Annotated in this window: 15 protein-coding genes and 1 other RNA gene; 5 read left to right on the plus strand and 11 right to left on the minus strand. The window is 38.3% G+C overall.

Going from position 1 to position 18,539, the window contains the following annotated elements; all coding sequences use genetic code 11:
* The first annotated feature begins 59 nt into the window (after positions 1–59).
* On the plus strand, positions 60–2,219 hold the full coding sequence (gene ligA / locus ACFILT_RS01230) for an NAD-dependent DNA ligase LigA (protein ID WP_375679455.1): 2,160 nt from the start codon (positions 60–62) through the stop codon (positions 2,217–2,219).
* Positions 2,220–2,824: 605 nt separating this feature from the next.
* Here the strand turns inward: ligA and ACFILT_RS01235 are convergent.
* The 3 genes from ACFILT_RS01235 to ACFILT_RS01245 are packed head-to-tail and all read right to left on the minus strand — an operon-like array spanning position 2,825 to position 6,153.
* The gene (locus tag ACFILT_RS01235) at positions 2,825–4,651 is read right to left on the minus strand and encodes an aminopeptidase P family protein (RefSeq protein ID WP_375678604.1); all 1,827 of its coding nucleotides are present in this window, start codon (positions 4,649–4,651) and stop codon (positions 2,825–2,827) included.
* Positions 4,652–4,673: 22 nt separating this feature from the next.
* Positions 4,674–5,543: a 50S ribosomal protein L11 methyltransferase gene (locus ACFILT_RS01240; protein WP_375678603.1), complete on the minus strand. Its 870-nt coding sequence runs from the start codon at positions 5,541–5,543 to the stop codon at positions 4,674–4,676.
* Positions 5,544–5,571: 28 nt separating this feature from the next.
* Positions 5,572–6,153, minus strand: coding sequence for an SCO family protein (locus tag ACFILT_RS01245; protein ID WP_375678602.1), 582 nt, complete (start codon positions 6,151–6,153; stop codon positions 5,572–5,574).
* 136 nt (positions 6,154–6,289) lie between these two features.
* Between ACFILT_RS01245 and ACFILT_RS01250 the strand changes: the two genes are divergently transcribed.
* Positions 6,290–6,919 (plus strand): DapH/DapD/GlmU-related protein, encoded by a 630-nt coding sequence (locus ACFILT_RS01250; protein WP_375678601.1) that lies wholly within the window; start codon positions 6,290–6,292, stop codon positions 6,917–6,919.
* Positions 6,920–6,975: 56 nt separating this feature from the next.
* Here the strand turns inward: ACFILT_RS01250 and ACFILT_RS01255 are convergent, their stop codons facing one another.
* The 5 genes from ACFILT_RS01255 to ssrA all read right to left on the minus strand — a co-directional run bounded on the left by ACFILT_RS01255 (position 6,976) and on the right by ssrA (position 10,976).
* Positions 6,976–9,315 (minus strand): ATP-dependent helicase, encoded by a 2,340-nt coding sequence (locus ACFILT_RS01255; protein ID WP_375678600.1) that lies wholly within the window; start codon positions 9,313–9,315, stop codon positions 6,976–6,978.
* Between the two features lie 120 nt (positions 9,316–9,435).
* Complete coding sequence (locus ACFILT_RS01260) at positions 9,436–9,687, minus strand: ribbon-helix-helix domain-containing protein (protein WP_375612010.1); 252 nt, start codon at positions 9,685–9,687, stop codon at positions 9,436–9,438.
* Between the two features lie 10 nt (positions 9,688–9,697).
* Positions 9,698–9,880, minus strand: a complete 183-nt coding sequence (locus ACFILT_RS01265; RefSeq protein ID WP_375612011.1) for a DUF4169 family protein — start codon at positions 9,878–9,880, stop codon at positions 9,698–9,700.
* A gap of 8 nt (positions 9,881–9,888) precedes the next feature.
* Positions 9,889–10,440, minus strand: coding sequence for an SspB family protein (locus ACFILT_RS01270; protein ID WP_375612012.1), 552 nt, complete (start codon positions 10,438–10,440; stop codon positions 9,889–9,891).
* 179 nt (positions 10,441–10,619) lie between these two features.
* Positions 10,620–10,976: a transfer-messenger RNA gene (gene ssrA, locus ACFILT_RS01275) on the minus strand.
* A gap of 97 nt (positions 10,977–11,073) precedes the next feature.
* Between ssrA and ACFILT_RS01280 the strand changes: the two genes are divergently transcribed.
* The gene (locus ACFILT_RS01280) at positions 11,074–11,379 is read left to right on the plus strand and encodes a DUF2853 family protein (RefSeq protein ID WP_375618238.1); all 306 of its coding nucleotides are present in this window, start codon (positions 11,074–11,076) and stop codon (positions 11,377–11,379) included.
* A gap of 68 nt (positions 11,380–11,447) precedes the next feature.
* Here ACFILT_RS01280 and ACFILT_RS01285 read toward each other — a convergent pair whose 3' ends face one another.
* From ACFILT_RS01285 to ACFILT_RS01295, 3 genes are all read right to left on the minus strand, one after another.
* On the minus strand, positions 11,448–12,755 hold the full coding sequence (locus tag ACFILT_RS01285) for an MFS transporter (RefSeq protein WP_375632342.1): 1,308 nt from the start codon (positions 12,753–12,755) through the stop codon (positions 11,448–11,450).
* 653 nt (positions 12,756–13,408) lie between these two features.
* Entirely contained in the window at positions 13,409–14,719 is a 1,311-nt protein-coding gene (locus ACFILT_RS01290) for an MFS family transporter (protein ID WP_375678599.1), read from the minus strand.
* A gap of 953 nt (positions 14,720–15,672) precedes the next feature.
* Positions 15,673–16,980, minus strand: coding sequence for an MFS family transporter (locus tag ACFILT_RS01295; RefSeq protein WP_375678598.1), 1,308 nt, complete (start codon positions 16,978–16,980; stop codon positions 15,673–15,675).
* 213 nt (positions 16,981–17,193) lie between these two features.
* On the opposite strand from ACFILT_RS01295, the gene ACFILT_RS01300 reads away from it, so the two are divergent.
* Together ACFILT_RS01300 and ACFILT_RS01305 are read left to right on the plus strand one after the other, a co-directional pair.
* Positions 17,194–17,988 carry a thymidylate synthase gene (locus tag ACFILT_RS01300; RefSeq protein WP_273722957.1) on the plus strand — a complete coding sequence of 265 codons (795 nt, stop codon included), beginning with the start codon at positions 17,194–17,196 and terminating at the stop codon, positions 17,986–17,988.
* A complete protein-coding gene (locus ACFILT_RS01305) occupies positions 17,985–18,494 on the plus strand; it encodes a dihydrofolate reductase (RefSeq protein WP_375629938.1) in 510 nt (169 codons plus the stop codon). Before ACFILT_RS01300 ends, ACFILT_RS01305 begins: the two co-directional genes overlap by 4 nt.
* Positions 18,495–18,539: the final 45 nt, after the last annotated feature.

The raw sequence follows: 18,539 nt of genomic DNA on the forward strand, positions 1-18,539 counted from the left end.
ACTTGATAAGGAGGCGTGGGAGGCCCTTGTGACAGCGCTTGTAATTTGGAATAGATTTTATGAACAAAGATGCAGATAAAAATCTCACAGCTGTTGAAGCAGAACATGAATTAGAGTGGTTGGCAAAAGAGATTGCACGTCATGATGTGCTTTATAATCGTGATGATCAGCCTGAAATTTCTGATGCAGAATATGATGCTTTACGTCGTCGTAATGCAGAAATTGAAGCTCTTTTTCCAGAACTTATACGTATTGATTCTCCTTCACATAAAATTGGAGCACCAATTTCTGAAAAATTTGAAAAATCTGTTCATGCACAGCCTATGCTTTCACTTGATAATGCGTTTAGCTCTGAAGATGTTACTGAATTTGTTGAGCGTATTCGTCGTTTTTTACGGCTTCCAGAAACACAAGTGTTGGAAATAACAGCGGAGCCAAAAATTGATGGTTTATCTTTGTCTTTGCGCTACGAAAAGGGGCAGCTTGTGCGTGCGGCAACGCGTGGGGATGGAACTGTCGGTGAAAATGTGACGGCAAATGCCCGAACAATTGCTGATATTCCACAAGTTTTGCAAGGTGATTTTCCTGATATTATTGAGGTGCGTGGTGAAGTTTATATGGGGCGGGAGGATTTCCAAGCACTAAATATCAGCCAACAAGAGAAGGGCAAGTTAACCTTTGCCAATCCTCGAAATGCGGCGGCTGGTTCTCTCCGTCAGCTTGATTCACGGATAACTTCTAGCAGAAAACTTCAATTTTTTGCTTATGCTTGTGGTGAGGTGAGTGAAATATTGGCAGAAAGTCAAATGGAGATGATGAAAAAGCTAAAAGAGTATGGCTTTGTTATCAATCCATTAACAAAAGTCTTTAAGACAGTAGAAGACATTATTTGCTATTATCACGATATCGAAGAATGCCGTCATTCTTTAAGCTATGATATTGATGGTATTGTTTATAAGGTTAATGATTTGATGCTCCAAAAGCGTTTGGGGTTTGTTGCTCGTTCGCCGCGTTGGGCAATAGCGCATAAATTTCCAGCAGAAAAAGCAATGGCGCTTTTGGAAGATATTGACATTCAGGTCGGTCGTACGGGAGCTTTGACGCCTGTTGCACGCCTTACACCTGTTACTGTTGGTGGGGTGGTGGTGACCAATGCCAGTTTGCATAATGAGGATTATATTAAGGGAATTGGTCATAAAGGAGAGCCCATTCGTGAAGGGCGTGATATCCGTGTAGGCGATACCGTGATTGTACAACGCGCTGGTGATGTGATCCCTCAAATTGTTGATATTGTCATTGAAAAACGCCCGAAAGATGCTGCTGTTTTTATTTTTCCTCATTTTTGTCCAGCTTGTGGGAGTCATGCTGTTCGTGAAGTGGGAGAAGCCGTGCGTCGATGCACCGGTGGGCTTATTTGTCCTGCACAAGCGATTGAACGTATTCGTCATTTTGTTTCACGCAATGCCTTTGATATTGAAGGACTTGGGAAAAAACAAGTGGAATTCTTTTTCCATGTTCAAGATGAGGCGCTTTGTATTCATACACCAGCCGATATTTTTACTTTACAACGGCGCCAAGAAAAGTCTTTGATACGTTTGGAAAATATGGAAGGTTTTGGTACTGTTTCAGTGCGAAAATTGTATGATGCCATTAATGCGCGTCGAGAAATTCCTTTGAGCCGTTTTTTGTTTGCATTGGGGATTCGTCATGTTGGCGAAGTGAATGCACGCCGCCTTGCACGTGCTTATAAAAATTATACAGCTTTTGAGACTGCGGCTATGGAAGCATTTATGCCATGTGATAAGGAAAATGAAGAAGGAAATGAGGCTTGGATAGAGCTTACCAATATCGAAGGAATTGGACCACAGGTAGGGAGCGCAATTGTTGATTTTTATCAAGAAGAGCATAACCGTGAGATTTTATCTGTTTTGCTTGAAGAAGTAACTCCTCTTGATGAGGAGCCTATCATAGCAGATTCTTCACCTATAGCGGAGAAGATCATTGTTTTTACAGGAACTTTGGCGCATATGTCACGCGATGAAGCAAAAGCATTGGCAGAGCGATTAGGGGCTAAAACATCTGGTTCACTTTCTAAAAAAACAGATCTTCTTGTTGCAGGACCTGGAGCGGGCTCCAAATTGGCTAAAGCTGAGGAATTAGGTGTTGAGGTTATTGATGAAGAGGCTTGGCTACAGCTAATTGAGAAACATAATGTTTAGAGGATGTTTTCTAGAAGATCGTATGCTGTTTGTATGATTATCTCTCTTACATTTTTTGGGGGATGAAATCAAAAAGGGGGATAATAGGGGCTGTTTTTTGCAAAAACAGAGCGCCATATATTTTAATATTTATTACGTTATTTAAAATAATTAACGTTGAACTTAAATATTAAACTTAGAACTATTATGATGAAGAATATACAAGGTTATTATTAGTAAAATTTATAAATTATCATTGTGAAGCAAGGTAAAAATTGTAAATAAATATGCAGAATTTTTGAATCTAAACGGCGTAATAAGTTGGTTATAATGGGCGTTTTAGAAATGCGACGCGGAGGGTTACAAAATATAATGAAAATTTCTATATAGCAGAATAAGGCTATAACTCATGTGGAGATGGTGGAGGATAATTGATAAGCATGATCTTTTGCGAGTGTATCCCGTTCTGTTTCAATTTTGGAAGGCTTTTGCCGTATCGGCAAAAAAACTTGAAGTATTTCATAGAAGCATTTTTGGTGTTTGCTGATGGTAAATTCGCACTTCTCTCTTTAAAAGAGAAGGGTGTAGTGTTTTGTAGAAAGGGTAAAAGTTATAGGTTGCTTCATTTAAAGGGGCATTGTTGCTTCTTTTGCCCATTTTTTATCTTCTTCATTTAAGTAAGGTGCATTCATCTGATAAACGCGCGCATGGTAATCATTGAGCCATTGTCGTTCTTCTTGTGTCAAAAGCTCTGGAAGGATTAACCGTCGATCAATGGGGCAATGTGTGAGTGTTTCGAACGAGAGCATTTCTATATCTCCGCCATCAATTTTTTGTGCTGGCTTCACAATCATCAAATTTTCAAGACGGATACCAAAAGCGCCTTCGCGGTAATAGCCTGGCTCGTTTGAAAGAATCATACCGGAGATGAGTTCTTGGCACCCTTTGCGAGAAATATTTTGCGGTCCTTCATGGACAGAAAGATAAGATCCAACACCATGACCGGTGCCATGGGCATAATCAAAACCAGCTTTCCACAATGCAATGCGTGCAAGAGCATCAAGGTCTTGTCCTCGTGTGCCTTTTGGAAATCTGATAGTTGAAAGAGCAATCATGCCTTTGAGGACAAGCGTAAAACAGCGTTTTTCTTCTTCTCCAATATTCCCAATTGCTACGGTGCGTGTGACATCAGTCGTGCCATCACGATATTGTCCACCTGAATCAACGAGGTAAAGTTCACCGGCTTTGAGTTGTTTATTTGTTTGCGTTGTTACACGATAATGAATAATGGCACCATTTTCTCCTGCTGCTGAAATTGTATCAAAAGAAAGATCTTTAAGTTTTTCTCCCATTTCTTTTGCTGTATTTATGCGAAATTCTTCTAATTTTTGAGCAGCAGAAATTTCACTTATTGACCCTGGTATTTGTTTATCTAACCAAGAAAAAAAACGGGTTAGGGCAACACCATCGCGTAGATGCGCTTTGCGTGCGCCATTGAGTTCTGTGTCATTTTTAATGGCACGTGGTAGAGCAGCAGGATCGGTAAGTGTGATAAAAAAGCTATTTTTTTCTTCAATAACAGTTCGTAATTTTTCGCATGTTAGCTGTGGATCTAAGGCAAACACTGTCCCTTTTTGAACATACTCTTTGATCTTGGGAATAAGCTGTTCTGGTTCATATAATTTTGCATAACGTTCTAGATATTGTTTCTGTTCTACACCAAGTTTTTTGCTGTCAATGAATAAAGCTGGTGTTTTGTTAAGTGGAATGAGAGCAAAACAAAGGGAAAAAGGCGTGTTGGAAACATCATTGCCCCGTATATTGAATGTCCATGCAATGGAAGAGGGGTCTGTAAAAATAAAAGCATTTGCATGAGTTTGCTGTATATCTTTGTAAATCAAAGCGAGTTTTTCATCTGTATCGCACCCAGCATATTTGAGAGGGTGAATTGATAAGGCAGATTGTGGTAATTTTGGTTGATCATGCCAGAGCAGATCAATGGGATTATGTTGAACTTCTACAAGTTTTCCACCTGCTTTCATTTCTAATGCGTTTTTTAATGCATCGGTGGCAGCAATCGTGTGGAGCCATGGATCAAAGCCAATAGAAAGTTTTTGACCATTTTTTTCAAGCCATTGTGAGGGAGGACAAGTTATGAGATCTTCATAATTAAAAATATCAGGATCAGTTTGTTGGCGAACTTGGAGCTTATATCGCCCATCTGTAAATATGATGGCTTTGTTTTTTAAAATCAGTGCAATCCCAGCTGATCCAGTAAAGCCGGTTAACCAGCTAAGGCGTTGAGCATGAGGAGGGACATACTCTCCTTGGTGTTCATCGCACCGCGGAACAAGAAAACCATCGAGTCCAAGGTGATCGAGTTCTTTACGAAGGCAAGAAATGCGTTCTGCTGCATAAGCAGGATTTGTTGTCGCCTCAAAAGATTGATACATAACGACGTCCTTTTCTTTTATTTTATTTCAGGTGTATCGTAACCCATCCTTGCCGGTGGTATGTTTCGATATGCTTCAGTCCTTGTTTTATATAAGTCTCCAAAACATGGGCATGTTGTTCTTCAAGAATTCCAGAGAGTATAAGTGATCCCCCTTTTTGAAGTGCCGTTACCACTTCTTGCGCAAGTTCAATAAGCGGATTAGCAAGGATATTGGCAACGATGAGATCAAAAGGGGTTCGTGATGCAATTGCATCATGGGAAAAATCTGTTGCTGTAATAGCTGTAATATATTCCTTGACACCATTGAATTCGATATTGTGTTGTGCAACTTGAACAGCAATTGGGTCAATATCGGATGCAAGCACAGTAATTGGTTTGAGCATTGCTATGCCAATGGCTAGTACACCGCTCCCAGTACCAAGATCAAGGGCATTTTTTGGATTTTCGTGTTTCATGACTTTGGCAATCATTTCTAAACAACCGGCTGTTGTTCCATGATGTCCGGTGCCAAAAGCTTGATTAGCTTCAATTTCAATAGGGAGAACATTTGCTGGAATGGCGTTTCGGTTGTGACTTCCATGAAGGAAAAAAGGACCGGCTTGCACAGGTTTTAGTCCTTCTAGGCTTTTTTGTACCCAATCAATGTTGGGTAAAACTTCCATATTAATTTTATCAAAATCTATAGAAAGAATTTTGGCAAAACGTTTCAATGCGTTCTCTTGATTGTCTTGATCGACATATAGAGAAAGCTCATATACAGCATTTTGTTCATCTATCTCTGTAAGAGCAAGAGGATAACCTTCTTCGTCAAAGGCTGTTTCTATAAGGGTATAGAACCGTTCTGCTTCATTTTTAGAAGCAGTATAATAGAGGCGAATTTGTTGCGACATGCTGTTCTTTCTTTTGATCGGCTTTTTTTTAGTTTAAGATGAGTTTTTTTAACCGTTCAATGGCGATTTCATCTTTTAATTCGTTATCGCTTTCTTTCGTGTCATAACGGATAACGCCAGCTAATTTTCCACCTTTTTTGAGTAAAAAAATTGCTGCTGTATGGTTATATGTATAGTTTCCATCTGTTTCAGGGACTTTTTCAGCAACGATGTTGAAAGAATTGACCATTTTATGAACTTTATCAGGATCTCCACTAATGCCAACAATTTTATTGTTAAAATTACTGAGATAATCATGGAGTACTTTTGGTGTGTCACGTTCAGGATCAACAGTCACAAACCATATACCTAATTTATCAGCTTCAGGACCAAGGGCTGTAAGCCATCGATCAAGATTCATCAGTGTGGTAGGGCAGCTTTCAGGACACATAGTGAAGCCGAAAAAAATTATTGAAGGCTTGCTTCGAACATCAGCCTCAGTAATATTTTTTCCATTAGAATCAGTGAGAGTAAAGTTATCACCTAAAGGCTTATTTGTCAGCGTATCATAACCAAAAACACCTGCAAGAAATATGATTGTCAGCCCCAAGATGCGTATTACATTTTTCATAGTTTGACTCTCTTAGATAGATCGAGAAATTGTAACATTGGCAGGTTTGTTTTGCAATGTTTGTTTCACGGTTGATTTTATTGGTTTGGTTGGTATGTCTTTCCATATCTATTGATGAAACATTGGTGAAAGATGTATGAATATTGAGAAAGATCTTCGATTTCATGAAAGTAAACCTCGTATCCATACGACAGCGCGGCTGCATGGTTGTAAATTAGGGCGCTATGTGGAAATTAATGAGCGGGTGATTTTACGGGATGTAACCGTTGGAGATTTTTCTTATTTAGAGCGTAATAGTGAGGCTATTTATAGCGATATTGGGCGTTTTTGTTCTATTGCATCTCATGTACGGATGAATGCGTTGGAGCATCCTATGGAGCGCGTTTCAACGCATAAAATAACCTATCGTCCAAACGAATATTTTCGTTATATGGCATTAGATAGTGGTTTTCGTGAAAGGCGTTGTGCAAAACGTGTTATTATTGGGCATGATGTGTGGATTGGATATGGTGCGGTTATTATGCCTGGGGTGACAATTGGTCATGGCGCTATCATTGGCGCGAACGCTGTTATAACGAAAGATGTTTTGCCATATACGATTGTCGTTGGGGTGCCTGCTAAACTGTTGCGGATGCGTTTTCCCAATCATGTGATAGAATGCCTTTTAGATATGGCTTGGTGGGATTGGCCGCTTGATAAAATTCACAACGCATTGCCTGATATGCAAAATTTGCCCATTGAAGCCTTTGTTCGTAAATGGAAATGACATTCAGAATAAAATAAAGTGGTTTCTTGAAAAAACTGATCGTGGTTTACTTGTAATTAAGCTTTGTTTACAAAATTGTCTAGTACACGCTTTTCTCCGGCTTTTTCGAACATTATTGTCAATTTATGATCGTCTATTGCTGTAATATGACCATAACCAAATTTTATGTGAAAAATCCGATCATTGACAGAAAAATCTGAAGGTGCATGAGAGATCGATTGAGAGATAACTTTCCCTTCAATATTCTTGTTTTTTTGTGCACGCTTTTGTCTTGCTGTTGCATAGTCACTATAAAAGGAATCGTGATGTTGAAAGGAAGATTTTCCATAACCACCATAGGATGTTTCCATTTCTACAACTTCTATATGTTCTTCTGGTAATTCATCTAGAAAACGGGAGGGAAGAGCAGGTTGCCAAAGTCCATGAATTCTTCGATTCGATACAAACCATATATGCAAATGTTTTTTTGCTCTTGTTAGACCTACGTAAGCAAGACGCCGTTCTTCTTCTAATCCTGAACGTCCACCTTCATCTAATGAGCGCTGGTGGGGAAAGAGTCCTTCTTCCCAACCTGGAAGAAAAATTGTTTCAAATTCAAGCCCTTTGGCTGAATGAAGTGTCATGATGTTGACTGCATCCATATTTTCATTATTTTCCGTTTCCATAACGAGTGCAACATGTTCCAAAAAACTTTGAAGATTTTCAAATTGTTCCATGGAACGAATCATTTCTTTAAGATTTTCTAGTCTTGTAGGAGCCTCTGGTGAACGATCTTCTAACCACATGGTTGTATAACCAGAATCATCAAGGACGATCTCGGCAAGTTCTCTATGAGGAGTGTCTTGAAGCATATTTTGCCAGCGGCGGAAGTTTTCAATAAGGCTTCGTAACGCACTGCGTGCCTTAGGCTTTAATTCATCTGTTTCAATGATGTCAGCGGCAGCAGAAAAGAGAGGAACAGCACGTGCACGTGCACTCTCATAAAGAATGCGCAGGGTTGCATCTCCTATGCCGCGTTTCGGTGTATTAATAACACGCTCAAAAGCTAAATCATCAGTGGGTTGAACAACAACGCGTAAATAAGCCATGGCATCACGTATTTCCATTCGCTCATAAAAACGAGGACCACCAATGACGCGATAATTAAGGCCAAGCGTTACAAAGCGATCTTCAAATTCACGCATTTGAAATGATGCGCGTACCAATATAGCCATATGATTTAATGCATGACCGGTTTGTTGTGCGCGTTCGATTTCTTCTCCAATTGCTCGTGCTTCTTCTGCCGAATCCCATGCTGAATGAATTTTTACCTTTTCTTCCTCGCTCTTTATTTGAGCAGAAAAAAGGACTTTTCCCAGTCTTTCTTCATTATGCGCAATGAGATGGGAGGCGGTTTTGAGAATATGAGATGTTGAGCGATAATTGCGTTCTAGACGAATAATTTTAGCAGAAGGAAAATCTTTTTCAAAACGTAATATGTTTTCGACTTTTGCACCACGCCATCCATAAATGGATTGATCATCATCGCCAACACAACAAAGATTAACATGTTGACCTTGAGGATGTTGGGCCAAAAGGCGAAGCCAAAGATATTGTGCTGTATTTGTATCTTGATATTCATCGACGAGAATATAACGAAATTGAGAATGATATTCGCGAAGGATATCTGGATTATGTTGGAAGATAGAGATAGAATGAAGTAGAAGGTCACCAAAATCACAAGCATTAAGATCTTTTAATCGATTTTGATAACTGTGATAAAGTTCACGTCCCATGCCATTACCAAAGGAATGAGCATCACTTTTTGAGATATGTGTTGGTGAGAGTCCTTGATTTTTCCAAGAATCAATCATCATGGCAAGGTTTCGTGCGGGCCAACGCTTATCGTCTAATCCTTCAGCTTGAATAAGTTGTTTTAAAAGTCGAAGAACATCATCGCTATCGAGAATAGTAAAGTTTCTTTTTAAATCAACAAGCTCTGCGTGACGGCGTAAAATTTTAGCTCCAGTGGAATGAAAGGTTCCAAGCCAAGGCATACCTTCAACAACTTCTCCAATAAGTTCACCAATACGTATTTTCATTTCACGTGCTGCTTTGTTGGTGAAAGTGACAGCAAGTATTTGCTGAGGAGAGGCAAGTCCAGAGCGTAAAATGTGAGAAATACGGGTTGTTAAAACGCGTGTTTTTCCTGTACCAGCACCTGCAAGAACTAAAAGAGGTCCCTCAGTATTCATAACAGCTTGTTGCTGTTCTGGATTGAGTTGTTCTAAATAGTCTGTGTTATATGATTTTTGTTCTTTTAGAGTATGGGAGAAAAAACCAGAGCTCTTCTTATCATGGTCTGGAGGGGAATCTTCTTCAAAGAAAGGTATGGTATGATCAGAAAAATTACTCATTATCTCTCTTTTGTAGTCTTTTTTTTATTGAAGTTCTAGATTAAAAAAACTTCTCTTAAAAAGTCACAACAGTTTCAGTTGAACAGACAGAAAGAGAACGTAAAAAAATAAGCACAAACATTAAAGGCTTTGGGTGAGAACGCTTTGAAGGGCATAAACGCGTAACGAAGCCGAAAGATTTACTTGTTGTGGTCTTTTGCTATCAATATCGGTAATAATAAAGGCTAAAGATTGTCCTTTTTTGCGGGCTATATCTTTTAGAATATCTAAAAATGGTGGTTCTAAAGAGACGCTTGTTGCGTGTCCATCAACGCGAACAGATATCTTTCGTGGAATGACTTTTGACCAATCGATAGAATTATTTTCGTGCATTTTTCCACCTTTATTCGTCGTTTCGTAAACGATTTTGATCAAGAAATTTTTGCATTTTTAAAGATTTTTGCTGCTCAAAATTTTTTTCAGTTTTTGTTCGTCCAAAACGATAACGATTTTGCTCAGCACAAAGAGATTTTTCTGTACGTTTTTTTTGTTTTCGAAATTGGCGAAGATTAATCAATTCAGTCATGAGAAAAATTATTTTTTCCGAAAGGAATCTAAAGAGACAACATCAGCACTTTGATTTTGTTTTGCATCGTTATTTGAAGGTTCTTTATTTGTACTGAGATTTTGTTCTTTTGTAAGCGTATTTTCTTTTTTTTGTTTGTTTGATAAGGTAATAGGCGTAGTTGAGGTATTTTCTGAATTTTCACTTTCTCCAGAGGTCAGATTTGAGGGCAGATCAAATGCTGCTTCAAATGCTGCTACAGGATCATAAAAGACCTGAATGGAAGTAAAAGGAATCACGAGCTTTTCGGTTATTTCCCTGAAAGAGAGGGTTACTTCGAAAGCTGTTTCTGAAACACTGAGATCTCTAAATTGATGTTGTAAGACGATTGTCATTTGCTCGGGATAGCGATTTTTTAGCCGAGGAGAAATTTTAACGCCTGGGGCATTTGTCAAAAAAGTTATAAAAAAATGATGATTTCCCGGAAGACCTGCTTTGGCAACTTCCGATAAAACTTTACGGATAACTCCACGAAGCGCATCCTGAACGAGAATATCGTAACGGATTTGATCTTTAACCATCGAAGTTTATTCCTTTTATTTCACGTAGCAGAATGGGGCGTATTGATATTGTGTGACAGAATATATTTTAAATTAGCAGATTTTTTCTACGATGCACCTCAATAAATCGAATAAATACGAAACTCTATGGTAAATAATGTCTGATAATGTCTGAAAGATCAATCAACAACATTTAAAAAAGTGAAGGCTTCTGTTGCCAGGTGCCTCCGAACCCCGCTTAAACCTGCGACGGTTTAAGGCTCAAATTGAAACATTCACACCACCTTAAGCGGCGAGACGTGCTTCCGCATAGTTGTCATTTGCAACTACTCATTTAGCCCGATAACGGTGGTACAATGCCGAGTAAAAGAGCGATCTTTACACCCTTGTCGATCCTATTTCGCCCCCACCAAAATATAACTTTGGTTTCTTATATTTTGGTGGAGGCGCCGGGTACCGCCCCCGGGTCCAATAGGTTTATTTCACCGTCCATTTATTACCATAGCTGGTAAACCAGCCCTCCAAATATAGATGAAGAACAGTCTTAGGAAAAGGGGGGGTTGTTAATATTTTTAATCCTCTAATTATTTATGGAGCTATATGATGCGGCTGTAAAGTATAGTCCGCTCATTTTTGGAGAGGAGATGATGCAAAATGACAAATAATTTAGCAGATATTAAACTATATGATTCAAATCCCGATGAAGCAGCAGTAGAACGACTTAGCCGTCGTTTAGCTTTAGTGATGAAAAAGCAGGATGCAGCGCTTGTTGCTACATCGGATCCAAAAGAGTTAGAACGTGTTGAAAAATGGGTTCAAGATGTTTTAGAAGCCGATGAGAAGAGTGCTAAAATGGCTGTTTCAAAAGTGGCTGAGATGATGTCTGGAGAGCGTAGAAAAAGTCGTATGACTTTTTATTATCTAGTTGCTAAGCAACTTAATGCACTTCATAAAATTTAAACAATATTAAATTTGTGATAATGATAAAAAAAGCCCAATTTCTTGGGCTTTTTCGTTGATAAAAAGGGTTAATGTTTTTCATCCTCTTGGAGGTAGCCTCCTTTACGCATACTCGGGACAAAGAGAAGAGCAATGAATGCCATGATCATCACGACGGTTATATAAAAATAAAAGAGAGATTCATGACCGTACTTTTTTAATCCAAGCGCAACGTATTCAGCAGAACCACCAAATAAGGCGTTGCCAATGGCATGAGAGATGCTAACGCCTAATGCGCGTATTGAAGAGGGAAACATTGCTGATTTGACGACACCAGAGATGGATGTATACATGCTCATAATGAAGAGCAAGCCAATAATGACGGAAAAGGCAACCCATATACTATGCGTATTACCGATTATCCAGAGTCCAGGAAATGTAAAGATGACAGAGAGTACACTCCAAATGATAAGTAAAGTTTTTGTTCCAATTTTATCGGCTATGATACCAGCTATGGGTTGGAATAGGATGAAAATAAATAGTACAGCTGTCATAATCGTTGTTGCGGTATGTTTATCAAAGCCGGTGGTTGTGATCAGATATTTTTGCATATAAGTCGTAAAGGTGTAAAATGTGAGTGATCCTCCTGATGCAAAGCATGCAATTACGACAACGGCTTTTGTATGCTTGGTGAGAAGTTCCTTAAGACTGCCAGAGTGTTTGTGAGAGCGGCTTTCTTTCGTGGTTGTTTCGTGGAGAGAACGACGCAGATAAATCGCAATCACTGCCCCGAAACCACCAATTACAAAAGGAATGCGCCATCCCCATGCTTTTAACTGATCTTCAGAGAGATAAGATGCTAGAATAAATATAATGAAGCTGGCAAGAAGTTGACCTGTAATAAGGGTGGCAGATTGGAAAGAAGCAAAAAGCCCACGATGTTTTTTGAGGGCAACTTCGCTCATATAAGTGGCTGCTGTACCATATTCACCACCTGCTGAAAGTCCTTGCATCATCCGAGCTAAAAGTAAAAGGATTGCTGATGTTACTCCTAAGGTTTCATAGGTGGGAAGTATGGCGATGAAAAAAGAGCCACCACACATCATAAAAATGGATATAAGCATCGAGCGTTTACGTCCATAACGATCGGCGACAAACCCTAAAAACCAAGCTCCAATAGGGCGCATAAGAAAGCCAATAAAAAACACACCTGCGGTTTTTAACAGTGGCGTAATCGTATCACCATCGGAGGGAAAGAATTGTGATGCAAAATAAATTGATGCAAATGAGTACACGTAAAAATCATACCATTCTACGAGATTTCCTGATGCGCTTGCTATAATAGCAAAAACACGTTTTCTTGCATCCTGTGATGCTGAAGTTGTTTCATTTTTCATGAATTGTTCCCCTTTTGGATTTATAGTTCATATTTTCTAAACATAATTGTTTATGATTTCCAGAAAAATTCAATGGTATTATAACAATTTCTTAGGGAAACTCTTTAAGATGATTTATTAGAGTTATGTTGTTATTCGTTTTAAGATTTTTACTTGTGTTATAGAATAAAAAGTTATTACGTTGCATTTAAAGGGAGAGAACATTGAAAAGTAGATCAAGATACTTAAACTTTATGAGAAGAATGCAATTATTGGAATCATACCGGAAGATCATAGAAGAGATGGTCTTTATGAGCAGAAAGCCCAAAAACTGAAAATATTTCAAAAAGCTTAAGTAATGTAAAAGGGGATTTTTGTGTCCTTGCTTATCTTGTTGTATCACCACACATCATTATTTAGGAGGGGGAGGTAAGGCTCAGATAAGGTTTTCTGTATGAGGTATTTTTCAGATATCATGATAAATATTTAGGGTAGGGCTTGCCTATAGAATCTTATCAAGTAAATTACATAAAGAGGGCAGTAACTATAGACAATTTAAGAGAAACTGAGTTGTTTGTAAGACGAATGCGGGGCGGGCTTTTCGTTCTTTATTAGGGTGGAGAGGAGATCAAAAAAACCCAATTTCTTGGGCTTTTTTTATCCAGAAAATAAGTTTAATGAAGTCTATCGTCTTTATTGAGATATCCTCCTTTATCTATATCGGGCATAAGAAGAATAGAGATGAGTGCAATGACCATCATACCAACGATGTAAAAAAAGAAAACAGATTCGTATCCCATATTTTTTAATCCAAGCGCTACATATTCAGCAGAACCGCCAAAGAGTGCGTTGCCAATGGCAAAAGCAAATCCAACACCAATTGCTCGGATTGAAGCAGGGAACAATTCTGCTTTTATGATACCAGCAATGGACGTATAAAAACTCATAACACAGAGTATTCCAATAATAATTAAGAGTGCTGTCCATGGATTATGGGCATTACCGATCATTTTAAGTACAGGAATGGTGCAGATAATGGATAATGCCCCCCAACTAATGAGTGAAGCTCTTGCTCCAATTTTATCGGCTAGGGAACCAAAAAGAGGTTGGAGTAGCACAAAAACAAAGAGGGCGGCAGTCATTATCGTTGTTGCGGTTTGTTTATCAAAGCCCGTGGTTGTGATCAGATATTTTTGCATATAAGTGGTGTATGTATAAAATGTGAGAGATCCACCAGCTGTAAAGCCAACAACCAAAAAGAAAGCTTTTTTATGATTGCGAAAAAGTTCTTTAAGACTACCAGCGTGTTGTTCAGAGCGGCTTTTGTGGGTTGTTGTTTCATGGAGCAAACTACGCAGATAAATTGCAACGATTGCTCCAAAGCCACCAATGACAAAGGGAATACGCCATCCCCATGCTTTTAACTGATCCTCGTTAAGGTAAATGGCTAAAATAAATATTATAAAACTTGCGAGAAGTTGACCTGAGATCGTTGTTGCATATTGAAAAGAAGCAAAGAGCCCGCGACGATTTTTGGGTGCAACTTCGCTCATATAAGTTGCTGCTGTACCATATTCACCGCCAACGGAAAGTCCTTGAAACATACGGACTAAAAGGAGAAGAAACGCTGCTGTTATTCCCAAGGTTTTATAAGTGGGAAGTATGGCAATGAGAAAAGAGCCACCACACATCATAAAAACAGAAATAAGCATTGAGCGTTTACGTCCATAACGATCCGCAATGTATCCAAAGAGCCATGCTCCAATTGGACGCATAAGAAAGCCAATAAAAAAGATTCCTGCCGTTTTTAACAGTTGTGTAACAATATCTTCATCTTCAGGAAAAAATTGTGATGCAAAATAAACCGATGCAAAGGAGTAAGCATAAAAGTCGTACCATTCTACCAGATTTCCTGATGCGCTGGATATGATAGCAAAAATACGTTTCCTTGTATCATGTGGATCTAAAGTTGTTTGATTATTCATGAAGTATTCCCCTTTTAGATTTATAACTTTTCTTCTTTTTAAAGCTATTTACGATGTGCATTATAAAAACGCCATTGTATCATGATAATTTTTTAGGGAAACATAAAGATTTTTTCTAGAGCTATCAGTGGTGTTTTGGGCTCATGGTGTTGTTACATTGCGTAAATCATACGCTTTTTACTATCCTTAAGGAAATATTATTTTTTGTTTGATTGTGAATTATTTGCATATGCAGAGTGTTTATGAAGATATGATACTCTTTAGTTTATATGCTTGATGTTGTTTCGTAAAATGATGTTATTGACTATTTCATGCGAGGTTGGTGTATCTGTTAAAATACTTTTTATGAATGAGCTTAAGTGTTAAGGGGGAGTACAATATTAAGAGTTCGTCAAAAGTATAATGATAGCGGCTTGCACTTTTATTAAGTGTAAAGAGAGTAATGTTCATGTTTATATTTTACGGGGCTTTTACGTTATGTCATTCACGGGTGCCGTTGTGAAATGGAGTTGGATGCATTGAGAAATGTTTCTCAAAAAAGTGTGCGAATTCATAATATAATGGTATTTTCTATTTTCATGAAAGAATTTGTTTTGCATGAGGGGTACCATTAAGAATGTATTAAACAAAATCATGAGTGTAATCTTTATTATTGATAAAATTATCTTGAAAGATAATCACTTTTCTTCGATTTTGAGTGGGCATGGGAATATTAAAATAAATCAAACGTTTTTTATCTTCAGTGAATTAAATTCAGCTAAAGAAGTATTTATTACATAATAATATGAAGCCATTTATTTTTATAAGCGGCGTGTGCAGGAGGGAACATTGCTTCTTTAGAGTGTTTGAAGGGATAAAAAATTGTGAGCTTTAAACTTCTATCGGAAAGAATATAAAAAAAGCCCAGTACTCTGGGCTTTTTTGTTAAAATTCTTGTTTGTTAACATTAAAGGTTAATGAATATCGTCTCCTTGTAAATACCCTTTTTTGCGAGCATCTGGCATTAAGAAAACAGCAATGAATGCAATAATCATCATGCCGGTTATATAAAAATAGAAGACAGATTCATATCCAAGATCTTTTAATCCAAGTGCGACATATTCAGCAGAACCGCCAAACAGTGCGTTGGCAATAGCATAAGAGAGCCCAACTCCTATTGCTCGTACTGAAGCAGGAAACATTTCTGATTTTACAATGCCAGAGATAGATGTATAAAAGCTCATAATGCAGAGCATTCCAGTAATGACTGATAAAGCAATCCATGTACTATCGGTACTACCAATCATATTAAGTCCAGGAATGGTAAAGATAATAGATAAGACACTCCAAATAAGGAGTGAAGTTCTTGTTCCAATTTTATCTGCAAGAGCACCAAAGAGGGGTTGGAGTAACATGAAAACAAAGAGTGCAGCTGTCATGATTGTTGTGGCTGTATGTTTATCAAAGCCAGTGGTTGTGATCAGATATTTCTGCATGTAAGTCGTATAGGTGTAGAATGTGAGCGATCCTCCAGCTGTAAAGCCAATAACCAGAAAGAAAGCTTTTCGGTGGTTACTCAGAAGTCCCCTAATACTACCAGCTTGTGCACTAGAACGACTTTCTTTGGTCGTTGTCTCATGGAGTGTGCGGCGTAGATAAATCGCAACAATTGCGCCGCATCCACCAATGGCAAATGGAATACGCCAGCCCCACGCTTTTAGCTGATCTTCGGTGAGATAAAGCGCTAAAATGAATATAACGAGACTGGCGAGAAGTTGACCACCAATCAGTGTGGTATATTGGAAAGAGCTAAAAAATCCGCGGCGATTTTTGAGGGCGATTTCGCTCATATAAGTTGCTGTTGTACCATATTCACCACCGACAGAAAGCCCCTGAAGCATTCTGAGTAAAAGTAAAAGAATTCCTGCTGCCATTCCAATGGTTTCATAGGTAGGAAGTAGGGCGATTAAGAACGAACCACCACACATCATAAAAACAGAGATAAGCATTGAGCGTTTGCGTCCGTAACGATCGGCAATGAAGCCAAAAAGCCATCCGCCGATTGGGCGCATAAGAAAACCAATAGCAAAAACACCCGCCGCTTTTAAAAGTTGCGTAACGTCATTGCCATCTGAGGGAAAGAATTGTGATGCAAAATAAATAGATGTAAAGGAATAAACATAAAAGTCATACCATTCTACTAGATTACCTGATGCACTGGACACGATAGCCCAGATACGTTTTCTTGTATCATGTGGTTTTAAAGCTTCTTGTTTTTCCATAGTCGATCCCTTTATTTGATGTTCATCCATCTTTGTTCATTTATGTCATTTTTTTAGAAGCTGTCTATAGTATTTTATCTTTTGCATCAAAAATTTAGTTAGATCATGATAATTTCTTGTGTAAGATGTTTTTGGAAAAAGATTTGAATTATGTTTGTACGGATTTTACAGTTTTTATTTTCTATAATAAGAAGAATCGGACATAATACCCTCATGAAATCATATCTTGCTCTTTTATCTCATGTTTTAAATCAGGGTATTGATCGGACAGATCGAACGGGTGTTGGAACGCGATCTATCTTTGGGTATCAGATGCGTTTTGATTTACAAGCAGGATTTCCGTTGTTGACAACAAAGAAACTACACTTACGTTCAATTATTTATGAACTTTTGTGGTTTCTTAAAGGCGATACAAATATCGCTTGGTTGAAAGAGCATGGTGTGTCAATTTGGGACGAGTGGGCTGATGAAAAGGGAAATCTTGGTCCTGTTTATGGTTATCAGTGGCGTTCTTGGCCCGCTCCTGATGGACGCCATATTGATCAAATTAACAATCTTTTAACGATGATTAAGGAAACGCCAGATTCTCGTCGCTTGATTGTATCAGCTTGGAATCCTGCATTAATAGAGGAAATGGCGTTGCCTCCGTGTCATTGTCTTTTTCAATTTTACATTGCGGAGGGGAAATTATCTTGTCAACTTTATCAGCGTTCGGCGGATATTTTCTTAGGTGTTCCATTCAATATTGCATCCTACGCATTGCTAACGATGATGATTGCGCAAGTAAGCGGTCTTAAAGTAGGCGATTTTATTCATACTCTGGGAGATGCTCATCTTTATTCTAATCATTTTGAACAGGCAAAATATCAATTGTCTCGTATACCAAATGCTTTGCCATGTATGCGCATAAATCCAGCGGTAACAGATCTTTTTTCTTTTCAATTTGAGGATTTTGAGTTGCTTAATTATGAAGCACAACCCCATATTAAAGCGCCGGTAGCAATATGACGATTTCCATTTGTTTAATTGCTGCTGTTGCAGAAAATGGTGTTATCGGTCGTGAAGGTGCCATGCCGTGGCATTTATCGACGGATTTGCAACGCTTTAAAGCTTTGACGTTGCGTAAGCCCATTATTATGGGAAGAAAAACTTGGGATTCTATTAGGAGACCTTTACCAGGGCGTACAAATATCGTCATTACGCGTGATTGTACCTTTTGTGCTGAGGGGGCTGTTGTTGCTCACTCTTTATCGCAAGCTTGTTCTCTTGCAACAAGCGTTGCTTCTCAAAATGATGTAGAGGAAATTTTTATTATTGGTGGTGGTGCAATTTTTCAACAAGGGTTGCATATGGCTGATAAAATATTTCTTACAGAAGTTTTAGCTTCTATAGAAGGTGATAGTTTTTTTCCTGTTTTTGATAAAGAAAAGTGGACTATTGTGCAAACACAAGATATTCCAAAAGGGGATAAAGATAGTCATCCGACACGTTTTGTTGTTTATGAGCGGAAATAATTTTTTGTAATATGAAGTGGAAGGGTTTATCAGTTGTATTGTAAT

This window comes from Bartonella sp. AP7XZML, from assembly GCF_042195745.1.
Taxonomy (GTDB): Bacteria; Pseudomonadota; Alphaproteobacteria; order Rhizobiales; family Rhizobiaceae; genus Bartonella.

What these genes read in the sequence shown, in the direction of transcription:
- ligA (WP_375679455.1), top strand. Translation starts at nt 60, where the DNA reads ATGAACAAAGATGCAGATAAAAATCTCACAGCTGTTGAAGCAGAACAT.
- ACFILT_RS01235 (WP_375678604.1), bottom strand. Translation starts at nt 4,651, where the DNA reads ATGTATCAATCTTTTGAGGCGACAACAAATCCTGCTTATGCAGCAGAA.
- ACFILT_RS01240 (WP_375678603.1), bottom strand. Translation starts at nt 5,543, where the DNA reads ATGTCGCAACAAATTCGCCTCTATTATACTGCTTCTAAAAATGAAGCA.
- ACFILT_RS01245 (WP_375678602.1), bottom strand. Translation starts at nt 6,153, where the DNA reads ATGAAAAATGTAATACGCATCTTGGGGCTGACAATCATATTTCTTGCA.
- ACFILT_RS01250 (WP_375678601.1), top strand. Translation starts at nt 6,290, where the DNA reads ATGAATATTGAGAAAGATCTTCGATTTCATGAAAGTAAACCTCGTATC.
- ACFILT_RS01255 (WP_375678600.1), bottom strand. Translation starts at nt 9,315, where the DNA reads ATGAGTAATTTTTCTGATCATACCATACCTTTCTTTGAAGAAGATTCC.
- ACFILT_RS01260 (WP_375612010.1), bottom strand. Translation starts at nt 9,687, where the DNA reads ATGCACGAAAATAATTCTATCGATTGGTCAAAAGTCATTCCACGAAAG.
- ACFILT_RS01265 (WP_375612011.1), bottom strand. Translation starts at nt 9,880, where the DNA reads ATGACTGAATTGATTAATCTTCGCCAATTTCGAAAACAAAAAAAACGT.
- ACFILT_RS01270 (WP_375612012.1), bottom strand. Translation starts at nt 10,440, where the DNA reads ATGGTTAAAGATCAAATCCGTTACGATATTCTCGTTCAGGATGCGCTT.
- ACFILT_RS01280 (WP_375618238.1), top strand. Translation starts at nt 11,074, where the DNA reads ATGACAAATAATTTAGCAGATATTAAACTATATGATTCAAATCCCGAT.
- ACFILT_RS01285 (WP_375632342.1), bottom strand. Translation starts at nt 12,755, where the DNA reads ATGAAAAATGAAACAACTTCAGCATCACAGGATGCAAGAAAACGTGTT.
- ACFILT_RS01290 (WP_375678599.1), bottom strand. Translation starts at nt 14,719, where the DNA reads ATGAATAATCAAACAACTTTAGATCCACATGATACAAGGAAACGTATT.
- ACFILT_RS01295 (WP_375678598.1), bottom strand. Translation starts at nt 16,980, where the DNA reads ATGGAAAAACAAGAAGCTTTAAAACCACATGATACAAGAAAACGTATC.
- ACFILT_RS01300 (WP_273722957.1), top strand. Translation starts at nt 17,194, where the DNA reads ATGAAATCATATCTTGCTCTTTTATCTCATGTTTTAAATCAGGGTATT.
- ACFILT_RS01305 (WP_375629938.1), top strand. Translation starts at nt 17,985, where the DNA reads ATGACGATTTCCATTTGTTTAATTGCTGCTGTTGCAGAAAATGGTGTT.